The organism is Lentilactobacillus hilgardii (assembly GCF_009832765.1).
GTDB classification, from domain to species: domain Bacteria; phylum Bacillota; class Bacilli; order Lactobacillales; family Lactobacillaceae; genus Lentilactobacillus; species Lentilactobacillus hilgardii.
Window position 1 is genome coordinate 2,020,118 of record NZ_CP047121.1, and the last position, 23,456, is coordinate 2,043,573.

The window sequence follows — 23,456 nt, forward strand, 5'->3', positions numbered from 1 at the left end:
CTCACTTTTTTTAGTTTAGGTACAAATAAAGCAAAACGCAATTAATATTTTTAATGGATGTACATCCATCCCAACATCACCTCTTCACTAGCTCTTTTTAGTCGATGAGAGTAAACTATTAAATTATTAAGGAGAGTGATTTTTGTTGACATCAGAAATTAAATTAGACCAAATCAACAAGTTTCAACAAAATCTTGATAACCGAAAGGATTCAAAAGTTGTTGAACGAGCCGTTTCACATCAAGGCATTTTAGCAAGCAGTGAAGATTTCACTGCAGAAAGTAAAATGCACCCGGTATTTTCAATTGATCTCTCAACTGGAAATGTTGCCGATCAAAAGCAAAGCGGACGTTGTTGGATGTTTGCCGCACTCAATACCATGCGAATTCGCTTAATGAACACCTTTAAAGTATCAGACGGTTTCGAACTTTCTCAAAATTACACCAACTTTTGGGATAAGTTTGAAAAGTCTAATTACTTTTTAGAAAATGTTCTTAAGACAGCCGATCAGCCTCTTGATTCTAGAAAAGTTTCCTGGTTAATGACCACCCCTCAACAGGATGGCGGTCAATGGGACATGCTTTGCGCACTTATTGAAAAATATGGCATTGTTCCTAAATATGCAATGCCGGAAACTTTTAATAGTGAAAAATCAGCTCAGATTAACAAGTTCCTTAATTTGAAACTTCGTCATGATGCTGTTGCCTTACGTGAACTGGTTGCCGATAAAGCTTCCGACACCAAAATTGCTGAAACAAAGGAAACCATGTTAAATGAAATTTATCGAATGCTGGTTTATGCATTGGGTGAACCAACCACTTCATTTAATTTTGAATATCGGGACAAAGATAATAACTATCATATCGATAAAGACATTACACCTCAGGATTTCTTTAAGAAATACATTAACCTTAACTTGGAAGATTACGTGTCTTTAATCAATTCACCAACCGCTGATAAACCCTTTAATAAAACTTATACCATCGAAATGTTGGGTAATGTTGTAAATGGTCGTCAAGTTAAACATTTAAATCTTGAAATGTCAGAACTGAAGAAACTTGCCATTAAACAGCTTCAAAATGGCGAATCAGTTTGGTTTGGTAGTGATGTTGGCCAAAGTTCCAACACCAAAAAGGGCATCATGGACACTAGTCTTTATGTTCCGGATGAACTTTTCGATGCCGATTTATCACTATCAAAAGCAGAACGACTAGACTATGGTGAGAGTTTAATGACTCATGCAATGGTTATCACCGGTGTGGATCTTGTTGATGGTAAACCAACTAAATGGAAAGTTGAAAATAGTTGGGGTGAAAAGGTTGGTACTAAAGGCTACTTCGTCATGAGTGATGAGTGGATGGACCAATTTGTTTACCAATTTGTCATTAACAAAGCCTACTTAACCACGGACCAGCTTACTGCGCAAAAGCAGGAACCAACTGTTTTAAATCCATGGGATCCAATGGGTGCTTTGGCTTAATTAATTATCTATATTAATAAATACGACAAACCAAGAATATTTCTTCCAGGTTTGTCGTATTTTTGTTTAATCCGTTTTATCACATCATTACTTTATGATGTATCCATTGATGACGTGATTAATTTCCACAATACTAAAATTGTCTCAGTTTAACCATTGTTCCATATTATAAAAGTCTTTTCGTTTATTTATCAGTCATGAACTGCTTATGAACGATATTTAAGTGGTCATCAAAATCATAACGAATTGGCTTGCCGTTTGGTACTTCTACATTCGGAATTTCTTCGTCAGAAATATCCTCCAAGTATTTAATTAATGCTCTTAATGTGCTCCCGTGAGCCACAATTAATTGATTTTTTCCGTCAAGAAGGCGTGGTGCAACTTGATCAACCCAATATGGAATCAACCGTTCCTGTGCCATCTGGAGACTTTCACCACGTGGGATTTTGACACCATATCGATCATACCTGGGATCTTCATCCCGATTTTTCAGCAAAGGTGGTACAACAGAAAAGCTTCTCCGCCAAACTTTTAGTTGTTTGGCACCGACCTTTGCTTTGACAGCCAATTTGTTTTTTCCACGTAATCCGCCATAATGACGCTCGTTCAGGCGCCAAGACTTATGTTCGGGAATAAAGTTCTGGTTAATTTCATTTAAGACAATGTTTGTTGTAATGATGGCTCGCTTTAAAAATGACGTGTGGACATCATTGAACTGAATATCCGATTTAGAAATAATTTTTCCAGCCTGATGTGCCTGAGAAATCCCTTTTTCTGTCAAGGCAACATCAGACCAACCTGTAAAAATATTATCGCGGTTTGCCTGACTTTCGCCATGGCGCATAATTACCAAAGTTGGCACAATTTCATCTTCTTTTGCAAAATATTCAAGCGTACTGAAAAACAATGAAAACAGTTAATAATGTTAGTCTAACATATCCTCAAAGTTAAACACCAGATGATAGTGAAAAATTGATCAAATTTTCTCAACTCTTTCAGAAGATGAATCGGATTGTACTTTGCCATTCTTAACGGCTTTATCATTTTCAATCAATGGTTCGCGAACTACTCCTGAATTTTTAAGTTCCTTATCAGAAACACGGTTACCAATAAATGTCACAACGGATCCTATCAAAATAACAACAATTCCAACCAACATTGGTGTTGTCATCTTTTCATGAATGGTTATCATCGCAAGGATAGGTGCCAAAGCCGGTTTGATAAAAAACACCAAAGAGGCAATCGAAACACCATCAAGCTCCATCGCTAAAAAATAAAAAGCAAATCCCCCACCGGTTACACATACCCCAATGAAAAATAGAACCCCGAAATGTGCTAAATTAACATTTGTTAAAACTGGAATATTCGCAAATTGTTTCATCCAACTGATTGAATTCATAGCATTCGAAATAAAACGAACATGTGTCAGTAAAACTAAAACAAACAACTCTGCAGACCCGGCTATGAATGTATAAGCTGTCATTGTGATTCCGTCAAAGCCTTCAAGAATCGATCCCCATCGAGAAATAATACTGTAGAGACCGAACGTTAAAGCTGATAGAATGCCAAGAATGGTGCCCACCGGATTTGTCAAATTAGCAGGATTAACAATAATCAATAGACCGATAACGGAAATAACCAGCGAAATCATCGATACCCGATTCAACTTTTCATGAAGAATCAGAAAGGCAAAAATCAAGGCAAACACAGGATTGCAACTAAACAAAACAGCTATTGTAGCAGGTTTACCGTAAACAATTGCTAACTGATAAAGTGTCATGCTGACGATAATACAAAGAAAACCCGTCAAAGCAAAGACCAGCCAATCCAAAAGCATTAATTTTTGGCCTGCCCGCTTAAGATGATGATTCGCCAATGGCAACAATACTAACCCGCCAATAAAGAAACGAATCAAATTTAATTGAATGGGACTAAATTGATTACTAACCGCTTTTAGCACAATTTCCATAGAACTAAACATTAAAGTTGAAATTAACACACACAATAATGATTTTCTCATTTTTGCCTCCCTATATTTTTTGAACCAAAACCATTAAAATCGGAATAACAATCAAACTAAGTAAAGTGGTCTCTGCAACCATAATTGATGCATATTCCGAATCAGCATGATACAACCGGGAAACAACTGGTGCATTGGTCATGATCGGCATAGCAGACTGCATAATGAAAACCTGTTTCATAAGAGTTGGCATCCCCGTTGGAATAACCAAAAGTGACATCACTGCAGGCGCAAGCAAAAATCGGCCAAATAAAATCAAAAAATTGCTTCGATCAAAATGAATATTACTCAAATCAACGCTATTAATTGAAATCCCAATAAAAATCATTGATAACGGAATTGTTAGGCCACCAACGTAATTTAAATCCTGCATAATAAAGTTTGGTAGCTTAGCATGTAATAGTACCAAAATAACGCCTACCACAAAACCCAGAAGCGGTGGAGAAAAAACCTTTTTTAACGTTTTTTTCCAATTAACAGCAGCCTCGCTGCCTACACCGTCCTTTTGAATCAAATACACACCTAACGTCCAAAAGAAAGTCGTGTTAACCATGTAGTAGACCAAAACAAACGGTAGACTGGGACTATGAAACAGTGCCATGTTCACCGGAAGCCCAACAAAAACTGTATTGGAATTAGAAAACATTGACTGGAACAACCCAGAATGAATCTTCGGGATCTTAAATAATTTGACGATTACTATCGACACTATGTATAGTAAAAACATTGAAACAAAGGGAAATAAAATGTCAGGAAGTGTTGTTAAAAGCTTCTTGGCTGTAAACTTTTCCATTATGGTCGATACCATGTAAGCAGGCAACGCTATCTGGGTAACAAGCCTAGCAATCATGCTCGTCATCTTGCTATCAAACCAGTCATTTCTGGCTAAAATGAATCCCAATGCAATCATGATTAAAATGATCAGCACCCCAGAAATTGCTGAAACAAAAACACCCATATCAATTCCTCACCTCAATTCTTAAAACTGTAACGAGTTATTATTATAACACAATTAGAATCCACATTCTGCTGTAATTTTATACAACAGAAAAAAGATCCATTTTGCGTTAATATTGAAGTTGTCAGTTTTAAGAATGATTCGTTATCTTAAGAACAAAAGTTGGTGATCACTAACTTTTGCTTCAAACTAGACAAGAATTGTTAAATTATGTTTAAATAACGAAGTATTTGTGCAATCAACCTGTAAAGTGCAATATACTTTTGTAAGAATTTTTTGTAAATGAGGAGTCAATATGCCATCAGACAAGAAACGGGATTTTGAACCCGTATATTCACGTAGGGCTGATAAAAAGCCACATTATAAGAAAAAGAATCGACGAAGGCGACGGATTGTCGGCTGGAGCATTTTTGCAGTACTGTTGCTGATCGTTGGAGGAGGACTACTTTGGGGTTATGGCGCGTATAAGAGCGCCAAAAAGACTTTTAAGCAAACCTATGACTCTACCAACGTTCAAAAGGAGCGGAATGTTTCATCCGTTATCAAACAAGGAAAGCCACTTTCAATTCTGTTACTTGGCACCGATACCGGTGCGCTGGGACGTCATGATACCGGGCGGACTGATACAATGATCGTTGCCACCGTTAATGCCAAGAAGAAAACGATTCATTTGACCAGTATTGCTCGGGATACAAAGGTTGTTGTCCCTGGTGATACCCAACCATATGAAAAGATTAACGCTGCCTACACAATTGGTGGCGCTGGAACAGCGGTCAAAACTGTTCAGAATCTTTTGGACATTCCAATTGATTTCTACGCCATTATTAACATGGGTGGTTTGGAAAAAATGGTCAATGCCGTTGGCGGTGTCGATGTGAAGCCCCCCCTTACCTTTAATTATGGCTATGCTCATGTCGTAAAGGGGCATAAGACTCATTTAAACGGTCGCCAAGCCTTAGACTATTCACGAATGAGAGATGATGACCCGTTGGGGGATTATGGCCGTCAGGCTCGCCAAAGACAGGTTATTAAGCATTTGGTCATGAAAGGACTGGGAATTACTTCCCTGCCGAGATATAAATCCATTCTTTCATCACTAAACGGTAATCTAAAAACTGACATGACTTTTGATGATATGATTGCTGTCAGAGCAAAATACGGAGATGCAACCCATCATATCAAATCCCAGACCTTACAAGGTCAAAATGCAATGATTGACGGGCTGTCATATCAGGTCGTACCGGACAATGAATTACTCCGTGTTTCTAATGATATTCGAAAAACACTCGGATTGTCTGAATCAAGTAAACTTAAAACACAACAGTCCCAAACCGATTCAACTAACGGATACTCAACGGGCGGTTACTCAAGCACAACTGGTCAGTCATCAGCTTATAACGGTTACTAATTTATTCAAAAAAGCAGTTTGGATAACATCTAAATGATGTTGTCTAAACTGCTTTTTTTATTCCGGTCACACAAATACGCCACCGGCATATCCTAAAATGCCTAAAAGAAATAAAAGCAAAATCACCCAAATTGGAGATATCCGATGACGAATCAACCAAATACAACTAATTGTCAGCAATAACGCAGCAATCGCTGAAAATAGAGAATTGATCCACTCAATATGTCGAAATATCACTATCCTTGTTAAGTCAAAATCAACTTTTACCCACTTGGCAATAAAAATACCTGTCATAAACATACCAAAGACCGCAGAAGCTCTTGTAACAGTCTTTAAAATGCCTGACCCAAATAAGTCTATAATATCCGTTCCGTGACGATAACCTATCTGTTGAGCCTTATAACGGAACCCTAGCCGCAACACATTCCAAGCTGCAAAAAAAAGAATAGGTCCCCAAATACCAAAGCCACTCATCACAACACTTGATGCTAATGCAGATAAAACAGGTCGAATTGTCCCATTCCATACAGGATCTCCAATGCCACCCAGTGGACCCATCATTGCCGTTTTAACAGAAGTAATTTCATTTGCACTGATTGGCTGACCATCAGCTTTTTTCTCTTCCAAGTTCAACACAACTCCAGTAACCAGCGATTGCATAATAGGTGACGTATTGAAAAAGAGCAGGTGGCGTTTCATTGCCGCAACCCGATCTTTTTTTTCTGGATAAAGCCGTTTTATTGCCGGCGATAAGATAAAGGCAAAGCCAAGGTTTTGCATGCGTTCATAATTCCACGAAGCCTGTTCGAACCCTGAACGCCAAAAAATACTGATAAAGTCTTTCGTTTGAAGTTTAGGCTGATTATTTAATTTATTTTGCTTATTATTAAAATCCTGACCCATCGTTAATTACCAATCCTCTATAAATCATCTAATTCCTTATCAAAATTATCCTGTTCGTCAATATCACTGCTATCCTCGGACGAATTGGGATGTTGATTGGAAAACCAAATATAAATAATCGTTAAGATAATTCCGACTATAGTCAGAATAAAAATATTAAGACCAGATAAAGCCGCTAATAAAAAGCCGGCCAATAACCACCACCAAAGATTTTTATCAATAGTCATATTCATAATAATAGCGAATCCAACTGCTGCAATCATCCCTATCGAAACGTCAATTCCGTTGGTAATGACACTAGGAATTCGATTGGTAAGAGAATGAAGATAACCGGGACTGATCAACATGACTAAAAATGTTGGTACAACAACTCTTAGTCCCTGAAGGCCCAAACTCAAAAGATGAATTCGATCCAGCCAAGCCAAATTACCCTCTTCGGCCGCTTGATCTGCTCGATGAATCAACATTGCCATTCGCTTACGAATGAAGACATTTAATAGTTGTCCGACAACAGCAAATGGAATCGTAAAAGCAATCCCATGTTTAATACTAATAGCTGCCGGCCCACAAACCAGCAAGGCGGAAATGACAGCAGGCAGTCCTATATCAGGTGCTACCGCAGCACCAACATTCATCCAGCCAATTGTAATCATTTGCAAAGTTGCGCCAAGCAAAATTCCCGCGCTTATGTTCCCAGTTGCCGCTCCGACTAATGTACAGGCAACCAATGGTTGGAAAAGTTGCCATTCATCCAAAATACCATCCATTCCCACAAAAAAAGCTACTAATAAGACAAGTACCCCAGAAATGATTCCCATTATTTTACCTTCTAATCGACCTTAAAATTCTTTTTTTTGATTAAATTCACTAAATTAATTTTTTTATCAGCGGGGATCTTTTGAGCCGTTACTTCCAAGTGAAAGTCATTTGTCAGTGTCTGAATCTGTTTTGCAATATCATCATTCATGGCAACTGCATCGGTAATCATTGTCATCCCGTCTTCGTATGCAATACTACCAACGTTGATACCAATTTTGCTGAAATTTACTCCACCTTCAGCTAATCGCAGCATGTCTTTGACATTTTCCGTTAGAAGTAATGTATTAAATGAATCAAACCGAGCATCAAAATAGGCTCGAATCATTTTATTCACGGAAACGACATTTGCCCGAACACCAGGCGGTGCCACCTGCGTAATCAATGTTTTCCTGAGATTGTCTTTTGCAACAGTATCCGAAACAACCATAATCCGATTAGGCTTTACATATCTCGTCCAGAAAGTTGCAACCTGGCCATGCAGAAGTCGGCTGTCAACTCTGGCTAAACGAATATCCATTGTCATAGCAAGTCATCCTCCCCATCACTTTGATCCGGTAATTCAAACTGTTTAATAGAACTTGCAGCAACGTTGGTTAAATGATCAACTACCTTTGATAAACTCTGATCTTTGATCATATAAGCTTCCAACAATAAAGGTAAATTCACACCGGCAATTAAAGCATTGTGTGCCGGATCTTCAGCCACGAACTTGGAGGCCGCATTAAAGGGTGAACCACCCCATAAATCGGTTAGAATCAATACATCATTTCTTGGCAACTTTTTAAAAACATCTTTAAATTTACTTTCCAGCGCATCAATGCCATCACTTGGTGCCAATGTCACCGCGGCTACATTCTGCTGCTTGCCGGCAATCATTTCTGAAGTATGAATTAGTGCTTCTGCAAATTCGCCATGACTGGCAACGATAATTGAAATCACTTATTTCACTGTCCCTTCCAAATCAACTTAAAAACAGTTGAACACTACTGAACCTTCATCAATTGTTAAATCAAATATAACACGGCTACCATTAAAGCTCATTCAGCCAAACTTCCAATCGTTAACAAATCCGCTGGTGTTTCAAAATAATAATCACTATTAGCAAAATCAACGGTTTTTTTGGTTCGCCAGCCTGCAAGTCCAAAAGCAACGTGAGCTGCATGTGCTGCCTGCAGATCATAGATCGTATCACCAATATAAATAGTTGCTTTAGGATCCGCATTTAACTTTTCAATGCCCTTAAGGATCAAATCGGGAGCTGGTTTACCGTGTTTGATTTCATTTGAAAAGACAAATGCGCCAAAATAGTCATCCAATCCAAATCTTGTCACATCGCGATGAAACTCATCTTCTATTTTTGAAGTTGCAATTGCAAGACGATTGTTTTTATCAGCATGAAGTTTCGCCAAGCTATCGATAATGCCATCATATACCTTAGCATCATCTTTATAATTTTTAATTTGATCAAACCATTGTTTTCGCACAGCTTCAACGTCTTTAACACCTAAGATTTTAAGTGCATCCGAAGCCGTAATGCCAAATACCTTTTTGACATCATCATAACTAACGTTATAGCCATTGGCCCGTAACGTTTTGTGAAGCGGCAACAGGTACATTTTTTCTGTATCAATTAATGTGCCATCAACATCAAAAATATAATCATTCATCTCTGTTCAAATCTCCCTTAAACCTCATTATCTTTTGCTTCTTCTACTTCCAACATAACTCGATCCTGCCAAATCGGCAATCATATTCATTAACTAATCCCATTTTTCTTCACAATACTTTTTCACTTACTTTCTGAAAGATCGGATTAACATGAGCCATCTTGAAATTTTCTCACAAAGTTTTGCATGAAAAAAGTCCGAACCACTACTAAAAGTAATGACTCGAACTTAGATATGCGGCCAAGAAGATTCGAACTTCCACCGGGATAATTCCCGACAAGATCCTTAATCTTGCGCGTCTGCCAATTCCGCCATGGCCGCATCAACGAATAAAATTATAACAAAAATTTCGTAGGATGACAATCTATTTTTGAAAAATATTCACGATTAACCTTATTTTATTCGTTTTTCAAGTCACACAAGCCCTATTCGCCGCGAACAGTTGCACCTTGTTCATCGACTTCCAATAATCTCAAACTGCCATTTAAATTTTTTTCCTGTAATTCAATTCTCAATTGCGTTAACGCTGATTTTTCGCCAAGTGTTGCAACTGTCGGCCCTGCTCCGGATAAATAGGTGCTGTAAATGCCCAACTCATGAGCTGTCTCTTTAATCACAGCCATTTCGGGAACTAAGTCTTTACGATAAGGTTCGTGGAACTGGTCATCTTCAATTAAAGAGACCGCCTTATCAAATTTCCCCTGTCCTACCAGTGCAATAAATACATTTTCCTTACTGCTTGCCCTAACCGCAGTTTGATAAGCAATTGTTTGAGGAAGTTTCTTGCGACTTTGAGCTTCACTTAAACCATCCGGTCGGATATAAACTAATGCATAAAGGTCGGGTAATTCCAGCTTTGTTGCAATCGCGTGCTTTCCATCAAATGTTGAGACAGCCAGCCCACCCAACATTGCGGCAGCAACGTTTTCAGGATGAGTTTCAAATTTTGCCCCCATCGTTATCTGATCATCCAGTGGTAACTCTAGACTTCCCAGCGCGTTTGCAATCTTTATTCCGGCAACCACCGCTGTCGTACTTGATCCCAATCCATGAGCAATCGGAACATCAGAAATAACAGTCAACTGATGAGGATGAATATCAGGGTCAACTTTCAAAACAGTCTGCACAATCAAATTACGCTCATCAGTGGGAATATCGCTCCCCAATGCATGATTGACTTTCCAGTGATCGGTTTCCTCCTCCACGATAACGGTATAGTACATATGAAGTGCAATTCCAACAGAATCCATTCCTGAACCGACATTAGCAGAAGTGGCCGGAACTCGAATAATAATTTTTGCCATCGAACACATCTCCCTAATCACAATGATTTATCCAAACAGAATCTTATCTATTACCTATTAATGACTAAGCACTTGCTGAAATCAAGCGTAATTGACTTCGACATCTTCCGCAAACATACCGCTTCAAATCAATCTTTCTCTTTCTATGATACTCTAAGCCACAATGAGGGCATCGATAAAAATACCTAAACGGGGTTCTTCTTTCATTTTCCGACAGCCTGGGTGCATATCTGGATCCCCCGACCGCTTTTAACAATTGTTTGAACTCTTTTGTATTATGTTTTCCTGAATAGCCTGCTAAGTGTAGGTGGTAGTGGCATAACTCATGCTTAATGATCCCGATTAAAACATCATGGGTACCGTGATCATCCATTTTAGGATTAATATCAATATCATGCGAGTCCAAGTGATACCGACCGCCCGTTGTTTTCAAGCGATGATTAAAATAAGCGTGGTGATTAAAAGGTTTAGCAAAAAATTGAAGCGATACTTTTTCCACTAAACGCTGTAATTGTTGATCTGTCACGAGAAAATCCTTTCTAAACCTCTGAACCTAATCAGCAGGTTCAATCATTGACAATTGAATTCGATGCCGATCGACATCTACTGAATCTATCCAAACCGTTACAATATCACCTACCGAAACCAGCTTACTGGGATCTCTAACAAACGTTTTGCTCATTTTGGAAATATGCACCAAGCCATCCTGCTTAACGCCAATGTCCACAAAAGCACCAAAGTCGACAACGTTTCGAACCGTTCCCTGAAGCTTCATTCCGGGCTTGAGGTCTTCCATGGTCAAAACATCTTTTTTTAACAAGGGTGTCGGCATATCATCCCGTAAATCCCTGCCTGGTGTCTCAATTCCTTTAACGATGTCCCTTAAAGTTTCTTCTCCAATATCAATTGTTTGCGCAACCACAGGTAAATCCAAATGGACTAATTTTTCAGCCACAATCGGTTTCCCTAAATCATTAATTGTAAGGTCGTATTGTGAAAGTAATTTAGTTGCGGCTGAATAACTCTCAGGATGAATATCCGTATTATCAAGCGGATTACTGCCATTAATAATCCTTAAAAATCCAACTGATTGTTCAAATGCTTTAGGACCTAATCTTGGAACCTTTTTTAAATCCGTTCGATTGCTAAACTTTCCTGATTCGTTCCGAAATTTCACGATATTATTAGCCGTTGACTTAGTTAATCCTGAAATATGAACCAAAAGATCCGGACTTGCGGTATTCAAATTAACACCAACTTGATTAACCGCGGTTTCAACAACCTGATCCAGTTTTTCACCAAGTTGTTTTTGAGGGACATCGTGTTGATATTGACCAACTCCAATTGCTTGGGGATCAATTTTAACCAGTTCTGCCAATGGATCCTGAATTCTTCTAGCAATGCTGACGGCAGACCGCTGTTCAACACTGAAATCTGGAAACTCCTCACGAGCAACCCTGCTGGCAGAATATACGGATGCACCTGCTTCATTAACAATGACGTAATAAACCGGCGCATCTATTTTCTTAATTGCATTCGCTACAAATTGTTCCGACTCCCGGCTGGCAGTCCCGTTTCCGATTGCAATCATTTCAACGTGGTTTTTATTAATGAAATCAATAAATAACCCTTCAGCAGCCTTTCGTTTTGCCTCACTGGCTGGCTTATGCGGGTAAATCACTGTCTTATCCAGATATTTGCCATTTGAATCAACGACAGCCAATTTGCATCCAGTACGATACGCAGGATCAAATCCCATTACGATTCGTCCTTTTAAGGGTGCCTGCATCAGCAGGTTATATAAATTTTTACCAAAAATATCAATGGCATGCTCAGCCGCTTTTTCGCTCAATTCCTTTCGAATCTCACGTTCAATTGCGGGTCCAATGAATCGCTGATACCCGTCTAAGGTTGCATCTTTAACAATGTCGGCTGCCAATCCCGAATGCTTTCCAATCATGTTTGATGTCAGATACCAATTAATCGGTGTTTCGTTAACTGTGATTTTGACATTTAAAATGCCTTCTTTTTCACCGCGGTTAATTGCTAACGTTCGATAGGACGGTATTTCTCTGACAGACTGGGTAAAATCATAATACTGTTGGTAAGTGCCGGTCTCATCCTTTTCTTTAGCGCCACGCTTAACTTTCGTTGTCATGACCCCATAACGATTTGTGTTTTGCCGAATCCACTTTCGAAAATTAGCGCTGTCCCCAACTTCTTCGGCAATGATTTCATGGATTCCAGAAATAACCGTTTCTCGATCGGAAAGGTCTTTATCAGGATCAATTGCCTGACTAATTTTGTTATCAAGTTCATTGTCAAAACTAGTTGCCGCCTTTGCCAAGGGTAAAAGTCCCTTTTCTTTGGCAATGGTCGCTTTTGTACGCCGTTTCTGCTTGTACGGCAAATAAAGATCTTCAACCTGTTGAAGAACGGTTGCCGTCTCAATTTGTTTTTTGAGTTTAGGCGTTAATGCCCTTTGCTCTTCAATAATCTTAATAACCTCATCCTTACGTTTATCCAACGTTTGGATTCTATGAGCCGAGGCTTGAATATCTCGAATTTCAACTTCATCCAAGTTTGATGTCCGTTCTTTTCGATACCGGGCAATAAAAGGAACCGTATCCCCTTCTTCAAGCATTTTCAGCGTTTCAGCTATTTGTTTTACGCGAATCTTCGGTAAATCATGCTGTATTTTCTCAGCAAGCGTCATGTCCATGAAATAACCCACCTCATTATTAATCTAGCTTTCATTATATCATGCCAAATGGTCAAAATAAGTTGAACCAAAAAGAGAACCTTCTTCAAACCCCATATTTGGGAGAAGAAAAAGGTTCTCAAATTTATGTCACACTATAAAGAAATGCTCATTACGGCCTAAAATCGACTATTAACCGCTTTGATTCGCACACTTTTTAGGACTGCTCCTCAAAGCAGCATCACTCCTCATAAGGGATCAAATTGAAAAATCAAAGGTCGTGATTTCCCAATTTGACGCCTTATGCTCCGGATGCTAACCGCTTTGATTCGCACACTTTTTTTAGGACTGCTCCTCTAATCATAAACCTGCATGTAAACCAACACCCATCAAATCCCCAAAACAGGAATTTGATGGGTGTTGGCTTACACTCCGGTTTATTCCAGATTAGATTCGCACACTTTTTATAACATTCCCATAATTCTTGTCGTAACGTCAGAGACTTTTGCAATGTGATTTTCCTGGTCTTTTTCTGATCGATTGAATTTTTCGGCATCAATCGATGCATCTTCAGGATTTAAGCTGTCTGTCATATCCTGACATGCATCCGCATAATCCGCATAGGCTCTGACCAGTATTTTATGTTTACCCAGTATTTTAACCGGTACCGGTGCCTGTTCAAGTTTATTTACATTGTCTTGATACTTATCAGTCCCGGACTGAAAATGAGTTTTAATTTGTGTTAATCTATCTGAACCAAGGTCAGAAACGGTCTTATCATCAATTGATTTTCTCAGCACTTCGTAGTCTGCATTTAAATCTTCACCGTTTGATTGTGTTGAATCGATAATATCGGAAACAATTTTGGCATATCTTCTTAAGTCTTGTGGTTTCAAAAAGAATGACCCCCATCTAAAAATTATTGTTGATTGAAGAAATGACGCTGTACATATTTTACTACTTCTGAGATAACAACGATCATAAATCCGCCAATAATCACAACAATCCATTGTGAAAGACCTAATTCAGTGACATGGAACATATCATTGAATCCCGGTACGACAATTGTAAGCACTAGTAGTAATGTAGAACCCAAAAGTGCCCAATTAAAGAATTTATTTTTGAAAAGCCCCACCTTGAAAATGGATTGATGGATCGTTTTCGAATTAAATGCGTGGAATAATTGAATCAATCCAAGGGTTGCATAGGCCATTGTCAATGCATCCGCATGAATTAATGCTTCTGACGAATGAACCGGATTCAAGATGGCAAACGCGTATACACTTAAAGTGATAAAGCCTTCAAAGAATCCTTGATAAAGAATATTACTCATAATCCCGCCCGACAGGAAATTTGACGAGCGTCCACGTGGTTTACGTTTCATAATTCCCGGCTCTGCCGGTTCAACACCTAATGCAATAGCTGGAAAAGTATCTGTCACCAGATTAATCCAAAGAATTTGAACCGGTGCCAAAATCTCCCAACCCATCATGGTCATGACAAACAATGTCAAAACCTCTCCCAGGTTGGCAGACAACAGATATTGAAGTGACTTTTGAATATTGGCAAATACTTTTCGCCCTGCTTTAACTGCCGTTACAATTGTTGCAAAATTGTCATCGGCCAGAACCATATCGCTGGCTTCTTTCGAAACTTCAGTACCTGTAATTCCCATTCCGACACCAATGTCAGCCGCTTTTAGCGCCGGTGCATCATTAACACCGTCACCGGTCATCGCAACAACTTTACCCTTCTTTTGCCAGGCATTCACAATTCTAACCTTGTGTTCCGGCGCAACTCTGGCATAAACGGCAATGTTTTCAACCTGGTTCTCAAACTGACTGTCTGATAATTCATCCAGTTGCGCCCCATTAATGACCTTATCAGTTGAATGATCGGATCTCTCTAGAATTCCGAGTCGCTTGGCAATCGCCTGAGCCGTATCCTGATGGTCTCCGGTAATCATGACAGATTTAATTCCCGCAGTCTTTGCTTCTGCAACTGCTTGCGCTACTTCGGGCCTCTCGGGATCAATCATGCCGATCAACCCTGTAAAGATCATGTCATGTTCCTGGGCATCACTCGTTAATTCTGTTGGTACCTTATCAACCATTCGATATGCAAAAGCCAGTACCCTTAATGCTTGCGTAGCTAACTCATGATTTGTTTCGCTGATCTTTTGCTTATCTTCATCTGTGATTTGCCGAACTTGACCATGATCAAGAATTTGGGTAACGCGAGCCAGTAGTTGGTCCGGTGCACCTTTCATCGTCATCATAATTTGGCCGTCATCAACTTTGTTATAGGTTGACATCAATTTTCGTTCAGAATCAAACGGAATTTCAGCCAAACGCTGATGCTTTTTAATGAATTCCTGAACCGGCAAATCATGATTTAAATAAAACGAAATCAAAGCTGTTTCGGTTGGATCACCACCTAATCCGTCTTCCAAAAATTTAGTATCGTTATTTAAAATCATAATCTGTGGTAATTTGTCTGATAATAACTGCTTCGTTTCGCCATAGTCCTTTAGTTGACCATCCAAATAAACTTTTTCAACGGTCATCTTATTCTGGGTCAACGTTCCGGTTTTATCCGATGCAATAATATCCGTACTTCCCAATGTTTCCACAGCTTGTAATTTTCGAATCAGCGCACGGTGGCGAGCCATTTGTTGCGTACCAATTGCCAAAGTAACAGTCACAATAGCGGGCAGGCCTTCCGGAATAGCCGCAACCGCTAAAGAAATGGCTGTTAACAGCATATTAATCAGGCTTTCCTCGCCTCGCCACATACCAACACCAAAGACAATAACTGCAATAACTAAAATCAGGATTGTCAATACCTTACCAAGCTTATTGAGATTTTCTTGAAGAGGCGTTGTTGCTTCTTCCGTTGTGTTTAACATATGGGCAATCTTACCAACTTCAGTGTTCATCCCGGTGCCGGTAACCACCCCGACTCCGCGTCCGGAGGTTACATTGCTGTTCATAAAGCCAAGATTCTTACGATCACCAAGTGGCAAATCTGTGTCATTAATCGTCTCAACCTGCTTATTAACCGGCACCGATTCCCCTGTTAAAGCTGCTTCTTCAATTTTTAAAGTATTTGTTTCGATCAATCGAATATCAGCAGGCACAACATCTCCTGCTTCAAGAAGAACAATATCTCCAGGAACAATCTCTTCACTTTTAACCGTTGTCTCACGGCCATTTCTCAGCACTGTAGCCATTGGAGCCGACATCTGTTTTAACGAATCAATTGCATTTTCTGCCTTTGACTCTTGAAAGACGCCGAAGACCGCATTTAAAATGACCACAGCAATAATAATTGCAGCATCAATATGTTCTCCGGCAATCCCCGCAATAATTGCTGCAATAATCAAAATGATAATCATTAAATCTTTAAATTGTGCGATAAATTTTTCAAATAACGTTGTCCGACGCTTTGCCTGAAGTCGATTATAACCAAATTGTGCCCGCCGCTGTTCAACAGACTGGTCCGATAACCCTTCAGGATTCGCTTTCATTTGCTGCATGACGTCATTAACGGATTGTTGATAAAATAATTTTCCCTGCTGCTTCATTAATTTCCTCCTTTTTAAAGAAAAAGAGACCCATAAACTCTTGTGAAAAGAATTCATAAGTCTCACCATTTAAGAAATATCCCGGAAATACAAGATTTCACGTTGACGAGATATTCGCAATTACTATTGCTGGTTACTCCCTTTATTTGAGAATATTATACCTAAATATTCATGTTTTGTCACCTAATACTACTTCCAAAATGTATCATAAACATTAATTGGTGTGTGACGCTTATGCTCAGTCTTTCGATACCAGCTTTCAATCGTTTCAGCTGACTTTTGAGAAACTTCTCTGCCTTCCAGATAATCATCAATATCTTGATAGGTCACCCCAAGTGCAACTTCATCAGGCAACGCTGGTCGATTATCTTCCAAATCGGCTGTAGGCGTCTTTTGGTACAGATGCTTAGGAGCATCCAATACTTCAAGCAACTGCTTTCCCTGACGTTTATCCAGCCGCCAAAGCGGTGTGATATCAGCGGCACCATCACCAAACTTTGTGTAAAAACCGGTCACAGCTTCTGCCGCATGATCTGTACCGACCACAACGCCATTTGTACTACCGGCAATTGCATATTGGGCGATCATTCGTTGGCGGGCTTTAATATTGCCCTTATTAAAATCACTGACGTTGACGTCATTTGCTTCCACGGATTCAACAGCCGCATCAACTGCAGACTGAATATCAACTCTAAACGTCTGATCCGCTTGAATATACTTAATTGCTGCCAATGCGTCAGATTCGTCTGCCTGCACACCATACGGTAATCGAACAGCAATAAATTGATAACGATTGTCACCCGTCTCATCGCGTAACTCTGAAACTGCCATCTGTGACAACTTCCCGGCTAATGTCGAATCCTGACCACCGGAAATTCCCAAAATGAGTGATTTAAAAAAATCGTATTTTTTCAAATAAGATTTTAAAAAATCAACACTTCTTCTAATTTCCACTTTTGGATCAATCGTTGGTTGAACCCTTAACGCATCAATAATTTCTTGTTGCTTTTCTCGCATGGCCATCCATCCCTTAACTTAAAAATTAATTTGCTGTACGTAGTTACGGACTTTTTCAATAATGTCACGTTTATTGTCCCAGCACTTTTGCGATAGGTCAACAGGATATTTTTGTGGATTAAGTTCACGTTTATATTCAGGCCACAATGACGCGACCTGTTTTTTAGCATAATGAGAAATTTCTTTTAAATCAGGTACTTGGTAGACCAATTTTCCTTTTTCAAAAATCGGTTGAAGAAGCGGTTGTGCATTAAAGTTTTCGACCGTTTTGTTAATATACGTGTAATTCGGGTGGAACATAAAAATTGATTTTTCCTGACGGGGATCCTCATCAGACAAGGTAATATAATCGCCCTCCGATTTACCATCCCGAGCATCCGTAATTCGCCACACCTGCTTTTTGCCAGGCGTTGACACTTTTTCTGCATTTCCTGAAATCTTGATTGTATCTTTCATCCTACCGTCAGAATGCTCAACTGACACCATCTTGTAAACCGCACCCAGCGCAGGTTGATCAAAGGCGGTAATCACTTTTGTACCAATACCCCAAACATCTATCTTGGCATGCTGCATTTTCAAGCTGGCAATTGTTGTTTCGTCCATATCATTTGAAGCAAAAATCTTTGTATCCTCATAGCCGGCATTATCAAGTAATTCCCGAACCCGCTTGGACAAATAAGCCATATCGCCCGAATCCAACCGAACACCGGCAAATTTGATTTTATCTCCCATTTCGTCAGCAACTTTGATTGCACTCGGCACACCACTCTTAAGTGTATCGTAAGTGTCGACCAAAAAAACACAATCATGATGGGTTTGGGCGTATGCTTTAAAGGCATCATAGTCATTTCCAAAGGATTCAACCAATGAATGGGCATGCGTGCCGCTGATGGGAATTCCAAACGCCTTACCGGCTAAAACATTTGAAGTTGAATCAAAACCGCCAATAATTGCGGCGCGGGTTCCCCACAAAGCAGCAGAAACTTCTTGAGCCCTTCTAGTTCCAAATTCCATTAGTGGATCATCACCAACAACCGTTCGAATTCGCGAAGCCTTGGTTGCAATTAATGTTTGATAATTGACCATGTTTAAAATGGCTGTTTCAACAAGTTGGCACTCACAAAGCGTTCCTTCAACTTGAAGGATGGGTTCATTAGCAAATACCAAATCACCTTCAAGAGCAGATCTAATGGTTCCTTTGAATTTAAAATGACGAAGATAGTCTAAAAAATCTGTTGGATAGTTGGTCACTTCTTGTAAATAATCAATATCGTCATCAGTAAAATTCAAGCCTTGAATGTACTCAATGACATGTTGAAGGCCGGCAAAAACGGCGTATCCGTTTCCAAAAGGCAGTTTACGAAAGAATACCTCAAAGACCGCATGCCGATTTTGCATGTGTTTTTCAAAGTAAGTGGCCATCATATTAATTTCATAGAAATCAGTATGGAGGGTTAAGTTGTCAAATTTTGGCATTTTATTAAATTATCCTCCCAGATAAATGTTATATAATTAGTTTAATTCTATCATTATTCTGAATATTGAAAAGAATTATGCAATTATTTCAAATTAATACAATTAGAAACAGGGAGATTTTATGGAGAAGCAAAGTCAAAAAAAGCCCGTTTCAATTCTGGGCATTCCTTTTGAAAACACCAACCAAGAACAATTTGAAAGCCTGCTAAAGCAACGCATTAATCATCACAAAAATACGTTTGTTGTTACTGCAAACCCTGAAATTGTGATGTATGCTCGGCAGAACAGACCATACGAGACCCTAATAAAAAGGGCGGACTATATCATTGCAGATGGCATCGGCATTATCATTGGCGCAAAACTGTTGAAGGATCCCCTTCAAGAAAGAATTGCAGGCTATGATTTATTTGTGAGCCTCTTGGAATGGGGAAGTCAGAATCATAAGTCAGCTTATTTTGTTGGTGCCAAAACCGAGGTTATCAACAAACTAAGAGAAGTTGTGGCTCAAAAATATGCCGGTCTAAAAATTGCCGGTACTCATAACGGTTATTTTGGTGATGACCGCAATATCATCAATGACATTCGCCGCACGCAACCTGACATGATCTTTGTTGCTACAGGTTATCCAAAACAAGAAGAATTCATTGATAAGAACCGACAGACCACTGACGGCCTATGGATGGGAATCGGTGGCTCTTTCGACGTTCTAACGGGAACGGTAAAACGGGCGCCGGGGAGTTGGCAAAAAATGCATCTAGAGTGGTTATACCGAGTCGTCAAAGAGCCAAGTCGGATTTCCCGATTGTCAGTACTGCCAAAATATTTGATAGCCGTTTTGAAAGAACGCTTATCAGGAAATTAAAGGGGTAATCGGTCACGAAAAGCACACAAAATCAAGAACAATTGAAAGTTGTTCTTTGGGGCATTTTCCTGATCTCGTTGGGAATCGTCTTTTTCAACATGATAACACATCAATTTATACTAAAACATGTCCCGGTTGAAATATTGGGTATCTTTCTTTTGGCATATGTCACTAACTTTATACACTTAAATAACTATTTAATCATTGGCATCATTTCTATTGGCTATCTTATTTATCTTATGTTTTTTGGTGGCTTCGTTAATTGGACATCACTCATTATTTTCATTCCGGTATCCCTTTTTAGTAGCTGGATCACAGTCTGGCTGAGTGGTTCCCTTTTCAACACCAAGTCATTCGAAAAGAAATCTAAATAAAGCAAAACCGGTTGCTCGCATAAAAAGCGGACAGCCGGTTTTGCTTTATTCATTTGAGTTTAATCCATTAACCTTTTTCCAGATAAAATTCAAAACGATCACCAACGTACTGTGTTCTGACGTACTCAAACGGGCGACCATCCTGCAAATATGTAATCTGTCGAAGTCTTAAAATTGCGTCTCCACGCTTAATATCAAGATATTCTGCAATTCTTTCAGAAGCCAGCATCGCAGAAACAGTCTGCTGTGCCTTTCCAAGGCTTAAATTCTTTTTTTGCTCCAAAGCCCTGTATAGTGAACTCGTGACTTCGGACTTTTCCAAACCGGCAACGATATTTTCCGGAACGGTTGCGACTTCAAAACAAATTGGGATATTATCTCCGTATCGAATTCGTTCCATTCGCAACACCGATTGATCTTGGGTAATCTTTAATTTCTCCATTTCACTCAAAGACGGTTCCATCGTATGATATGAAATTGTTTTGCTGGAAGGTTTCTTGCCTTGTGCCAACATTAAATCGGTAAAACCGGTTACCCCCGACATTCGTTCCTGAACCTTTTGGTTGGCAACAAACGTTCCGGAACCAACCCGTCGTTCCAAGATCCCTTCATCAACTAATGTTTGAATTGCTTGGCGAAGTGTCATTCGACTAACGCCAAACTCCGTTGATAATTCCCGCTCCGAAGGAATTCGATCACCGATTTTCCATTTCTCGGCTTCAATATTTCGCTTAATATCATTATGAATTTGAATATATATTGGTAAACCCATTGTTACCACCTACTTTAAATTTGTGTAAATTATTTACCATAACTATACGTTGCCATAAGGTCTAGTTGGTTGTCAAACACATTGATGTCCGCATCGCTTCCAATTTCAAGGGATCCCTTCCCCTTTAAATTAAATTCTTTGGCTTGATTGGTCGAGCTCATTTTTACCGCATCCCCAATCGAGCAGCCGGTAAATTGAATCACATTCCTAAATGCCTGATCAAACTTGAGCACAGAACCTGCAAGTTTCCCGTTTCCAAGAATTGCCCGGTTTTTTGTAACCAAAACGTGCTGACCGCCAAGCTGATAATCTCCATCAACCATCCCTTTTGCTTCCATTGCATCCGTTACAAGTTCAAGTCGATCTGATCCGATGATTCGATAAGCTAGTTTTACAACCGGAGAAACAACATGATACCCGTCACAGATAAGTTCCACTGGCATGTCAGATAGCATTGAAAAACCAACGACGCCCGGTTCTCTTTGATGAAGTCCCCGCTGAGCATTGAAAAGATGGGTTATGTGGTCAACCTGACATTGTTGCAATGTTTTGTACGTGGCATCACTATGCCCCACAGAAATTCTAATTTGGTGGGCATTACAATATGCCTCCAGGGATCGATGATCATTTATCTCTGGCGCGTAGGTTATCAGACGAACCAACCCACCGGATAATTGATTCCAGCGTGATAAGTCGCTGACATTGACTGACTGAATCTGATCAATTGGCTGGGCACCATTAAATTTTTTTGACACAAACGGGCCTTCCAAGTGAATACCAACAATTACTGGATTGATTAAAGCAGCCTCTCTAATCGTCTCCATAGCATGCGAGATCTTTGAGGGGGATTGAGTCATCGTTGTCAGTAAAAGCGCTGTAACACCCTCAGATTTCATTTTAGATACCATCTGGCTGATGTGACTGCTATCTCCTGTCATCGAGTCGATCCCATAACCGCCATGAACATGCACATCTATAAACCCGGGAACAACTAACTTCCCTTTCAAATCATTAACATCATCATCCCGTTGAAGATGAAAATCCTGCATGGAGCCAATTGCATTAACCTTATCGGAAAATCTGATAAATCCACACTTGATTTCACGCCGACCGGCATAAATATGACCATTCGTCAAAACTTTTGACATCTCAGTAAAATTTCAATTCCTTTTATTTTGAATTTCCGGTTGATTTATCAATTGTTGCATCAATTCCTTTAATAACAGAGTTCAAAAGGCCAGCCTGTTCCATCGCGAGAATACCGGCAATGGTATCACCACCCGGAGAACAAACTTTGTCAATCATCTCAGCAGGTGTTTGTTTAGAGGCCAATAAAGATTGTGCGGATCCAAGTGCGGTTTGGGTGGCAACTTTAGTAGCAGTTTCTTTATTGAATCCATATTTCACACCGGCGCGACTTAAACAATCGATAAAGAAATCCACATAAGCCACCGCGCTACCGGAAATAGCACTAAAAATGGCAAATTGGTCTTCAGGAAGTTCACTAATCTCACCCGTTGCCTCAAACAGCGAGACCGCTGTCTTCTTTTGCTCGCCTACTAAATTTTCATTAGTAGCAATAGCCGTCATGCCTTGTCCGTATTCCGAGTTAATGTTTGGCAGACTTCGTAAAATTGGCAGATTATAATCGGTTAACTCTTCCAGTCGATTGAGACCAATGCCAGATACAATTGAAATAAGCGTTTTATTAGATTTTAATTCACCGTTTATTTCATTTAAAACATCTGCCGCAATTCCAGGAACAACAGCTAACACAACCAAATCACTGTTCTGGGTAAGTTCCGCATTTGTTTTCTGTGCCGTTAATCCATATTGGTCTGCATATTGTTCATAACGAGCCTGGTGTGCACTATGGACCAAAATGTCTTTTGCTGGCACAAATTTTGCTCTAAGTAAGCCCTGAATAATTGCTTGGGCCATTGCGCCAACACCAATAAAGCCAATTTTCATATTCATTCTCCTAACAGTTATATCGGACTATTCCAATTTTTCTTTAATTCGACAATAGCGGAATTTTAAGTAGATTGCAACTACTAAATTTGTAGAACAGCAAAAAAACATATTAATCCATTGTCATTATATATAACA

At 39.5% G+C, this 23,456-nt stretch carries 21 protein-coding genes and 1 tRNA gene; 3 read left to right on the forward strand and 19 right to left on the reverse strand.

Annotated elements, in window-relative coordinates; translation table 11 throughout:
* Positions 1–145: 145 nt before the first annotated feature.
* Positions 146–1,480 (forward strand): C1 family peptidase, encoded by a 1,335-nt coding sequence (locus tag GQR93_RS09520; protein WP_003554720.1) that lies wholly within the window; start codon positions 146–148, stop codon positions 1,478–1,480.
* Between the two features lie 184 nt (positions 1,481–1,664).
* On the opposite strand, the gene GQR93_RS09525 is transcribed toward GQR93_RS09520, so the two are convergent.
* The 3 genes from GQR93_RS09525 to GQR93_RS09535 form a co-directional block, all read right to left on the reverse strand.
* Positions 1,665–2,342 (reverse strand): 2,3-bisphosphoglycerate-dependent phosphoglycerate mutase, encoded by a 678-nt coding sequence (locus tag GQR93_RS09525; protein WP_035444851.1) that lies wholly within the window; start codon positions 2,340–2,342, stop codon positions 1,665–1,667.
* Between the two features lie 114 nt (positions 2,343–2,456).
* The gene (locus GQR93_RS09530) at positions 2,457–3,500 is read right to left on the reverse strand and encodes a DMT family transporter (protein WP_003554724.1); all 1,044 of its coding nucleotides are present in this window, start codon (positions 3,498–3,500) and stop codon (positions 2,457–2,459) included.
* Positions 3,501–3,510: 10 nt separating this feature from the next.
* Positions 3,511–4,458 carry an AEC family transporter gene (locus GQR93_RS09535; protein ID WP_003554726.1) on the reverse strand — a complete coding sequence of 316 codons (948 nt, stop codon included), beginning with the start codon at positions 4,456–4,458 and terminating at the stop codon, positions 3,511–3,513.
* 295 nt (positions 4,459–4,753) lie between these two features.
* Between GQR93_RS09535 and GQR93_RS09540 the strand changes: the two genes are divergently transcribed.
* Positions 4,754–5,866, forward strand: coding sequence for an LCP family protein (locus GQR93_RS09540; protein WP_003554727.1), 1,113 nt, complete (start codon positions 4,754–4,756; stop codon positions 5,864–5,866).
* A gap of 66 nt (positions 5,867–5,932) precedes the next feature.
* Here the strand turns inward: GQR93_RS09540 and GQR93_RS09545 are convergent, their stop codons facing one another.
* The 13 genes from GQR93_RS09545 to GQR93_RS09605 all read right to left on the reverse strand — a co-directional run bounded on the left by GQR93_RS09545 (position 5,933) and on the right by GQR93_RS09605 (position 19,339).
* Entirely contained in the window at positions 5,933–6,769 is an 837-nt protein-coding gene (locus GQR93_RS09545) for a PTS system mannose/fructose/sorbose family transporter subunit IID (RefSeq protein ID WP_003554729.1), read from the reverse strand.
* 17 nt (positions 6,770–6,786) lie between these two features.
* Positions 6,787–7,587, reverse strand: coding sequence for a PTS sugar transporter subunit IIC (locus GQR93_RS09550; protein WP_003554731.1), 801 nt, complete (start codon positions 7,585–7,587; stop codon positions 6,787–6,789).
* Positions 7,588–7,598: 11 nt separating this feature from the next.
* Positions 7,599–8,111 carry a PTS system mannose/fructose/N-acetylgalactosamine-transporter subunit IIB gene (locus tag GQR93_RS09555; RefSeq protein ID WP_003554733.1) on the reverse strand — a complete coding sequence of 171 codons (513 nt, stop codon included), beginning with the start codon at positions 8,109–8,111 and terminating at the stop codon, positions 7,599–7,601.
* Positions 8,108–8,527, reverse strand: coding sequence for a PTS sugar transporter subunit IIA (locus GQR93_RS09560; RefSeq protein WP_003554735.1), 420 nt, complete (start codon positions 8,525–8,527; stop codon positions 8,108–8,110). Before GQR93_RS09560 ends, GQR93_RS09555 begins: the two co-directional genes overlap by 4 nt.
* Positions 8,528–8,625: 98 nt before the next feature.
* Positions 8,626–9,255, reverse strand: coding sequence for an HAD family hydrolase (locus GQR93_RS09565; RefSeq protein ID WP_003554737.1), 630 nt, complete (start codon positions 9,253–9,255; stop codon positions 8,626–8,628).
* Between the two features lie 235 nt (positions 9,256–9,490).
* Positions 9,491–9,576: transfer RNA gene (locus tag GQR93_RS09570), tRNA-Leu, on the reverse strand.
* A 104-nt stretch (positions 9,577–9,680) separates the two neighbouring features.
* Positions 9,681–10,559, reverse strand: a complete 879-nt coding sequence (gene thrB, locus GQR93_RS09575) for a homoserine kinase (protein WP_003554739.1) — start codon at positions 10,557–10,559, stop codon at positions 9,681–9,683.
* A gap of 64 nt (positions 10,560–10,623) precedes the next feature.
* Complete coding sequence (locus GQR93_RS09580; RefSeq protein WP_003554741.1) at positions 10,624–11,085, reverse strand: SprT family protein; 462 nt, start codon at positions 11,083–11,085, stop codon at positions 10,624–10,626.
* A gap of 27 nt (positions 11,086–11,112) precedes the next feature.
* A complete protein-coding gene (locus GQR93_RS09585; protein WP_003554743.1) occupies positions 11,113–13,281 on the reverse strand; it encodes a Tex family protein in 2,169 nt (722 codons plus the stop codon).
* Positions 13,282–13,724: 443 nt separating this feature from the next.
* Positions 13,725–14,156 (reverse strand): hypothetical protein, encoded by a 432-nt coding sequence (locus GQR93_RS09590; protein ID WP_003554745.1) that lies wholly within the window; start codon positions 14,154–14,156, stop codon positions 13,725–13,727.
* Between the two features lie 23 nt (positions 14,157–14,179).
* Positions 14,180–16,846 (reverse strand): calcium-translocating P-type ATPase, PMCA-type, encoded by a 2,667-nt coding sequence (locus GQR93_RS09595; protein ID WP_003554746.1) that lies wholly within the window; start codon positions 16,844–16,846, stop codon positions 14,180–14,182.
* Positions 16,847–17,035: 189 nt separating this feature from the next.
* Positions 17,036–17,863 (reverse strand): ammonia-dependent NAD(+) synthetase, encoded by an 828-nt coding sequence (nadE, locus tag GQR93_RS09600; RefSeq protein ID WP_035444817.1) that lies wholly within the window; start codon positions 17,861–17,863, stop codon positions 17,036–17,038.
* A gap of 18 nt (positions 17,864–17,881) precedes the next feature.
* Positions 17,882–19,339, reverse strand: a complete 1,458-nt coding sequence (locus GQR93_RS09605; RefSeq protein ID WP_003554750.1) for a nicotinate phosphoribosyltransferase — start codon at positions 19,337–19,339, stop codon at positions 17,882–17,884.
* A gap of 121 nt (positions 19,340–19,460) precedes the next feature.
* Between GQR93_RS09605 and GQR93_RS09610 the strand changes: the two genes are divergently transcribed.
* Complete coding sequence (locus tag GQR93_RS09610) at positions 19,461–20,201, forward strand: WecB/TagA/CpsF family glycosyltransferase (RefSeq protein ID WP_003554752.1); 741 nt, start codon at positions 19,461–19,463, stop codon at positions 20,199–20,201.
* A 441-nt stretch (positions 20,202–20,642) separates the two neighbouring features.
* Here GQR93_RS09610 and GQR93_RS09615 read toward each other — a convergent pair whose 3' ends face one another.
* Genes GQR93_RS09615 through proC form a run of 3 tightly spaced genes read right to left on the reverse strand, consistent with a single transcriptional unit; the run spans position 20,643 to position 23,318 of the window.
* The gene (locus GQR93_RS09615; protein ID WP_003554758.1) at positions 20,643–21,347 is read right to left on the reverse strand and encodes a GntR family transcriptional regulator; all 705 of its coding nucleotides are present in this window, start codon (positions 21,345–21,347) and stop codon (positions 20,643–20,645) included.
* A gap of 29 nt (positions 21,348–21,376) precedes the next feature.
* The gene (nagA, locus tag GQR93_RS09620) at positions 21,377–22,495 is read right to left on the reverse strand and encodes an N-acetylglucosamine-6-phosphate deacetylase (RefSeq protein WP_003554761.1); all 1,119 of its coding nucleotides are present in this window, start codon (positions 22,493–22,495) and stop codon (positions 21,377–21,379) included.
* 22 nt (positions 22,496–22,517) lie between these two features.
* Positions 22,518–23,318: a pyrroline-5-carboxylate reductase gene (gene proC / locus GQR93_RS09625; protein ID WP_223801881.1), complete on the reverse strand. Its 801-nt coding sequence runs from the start codon at positions 23,316–23,318 to the stop codon at positions 22,518–22,520.
* Positions 23,319–23,456: the final 138 nt, after the last annotated feature.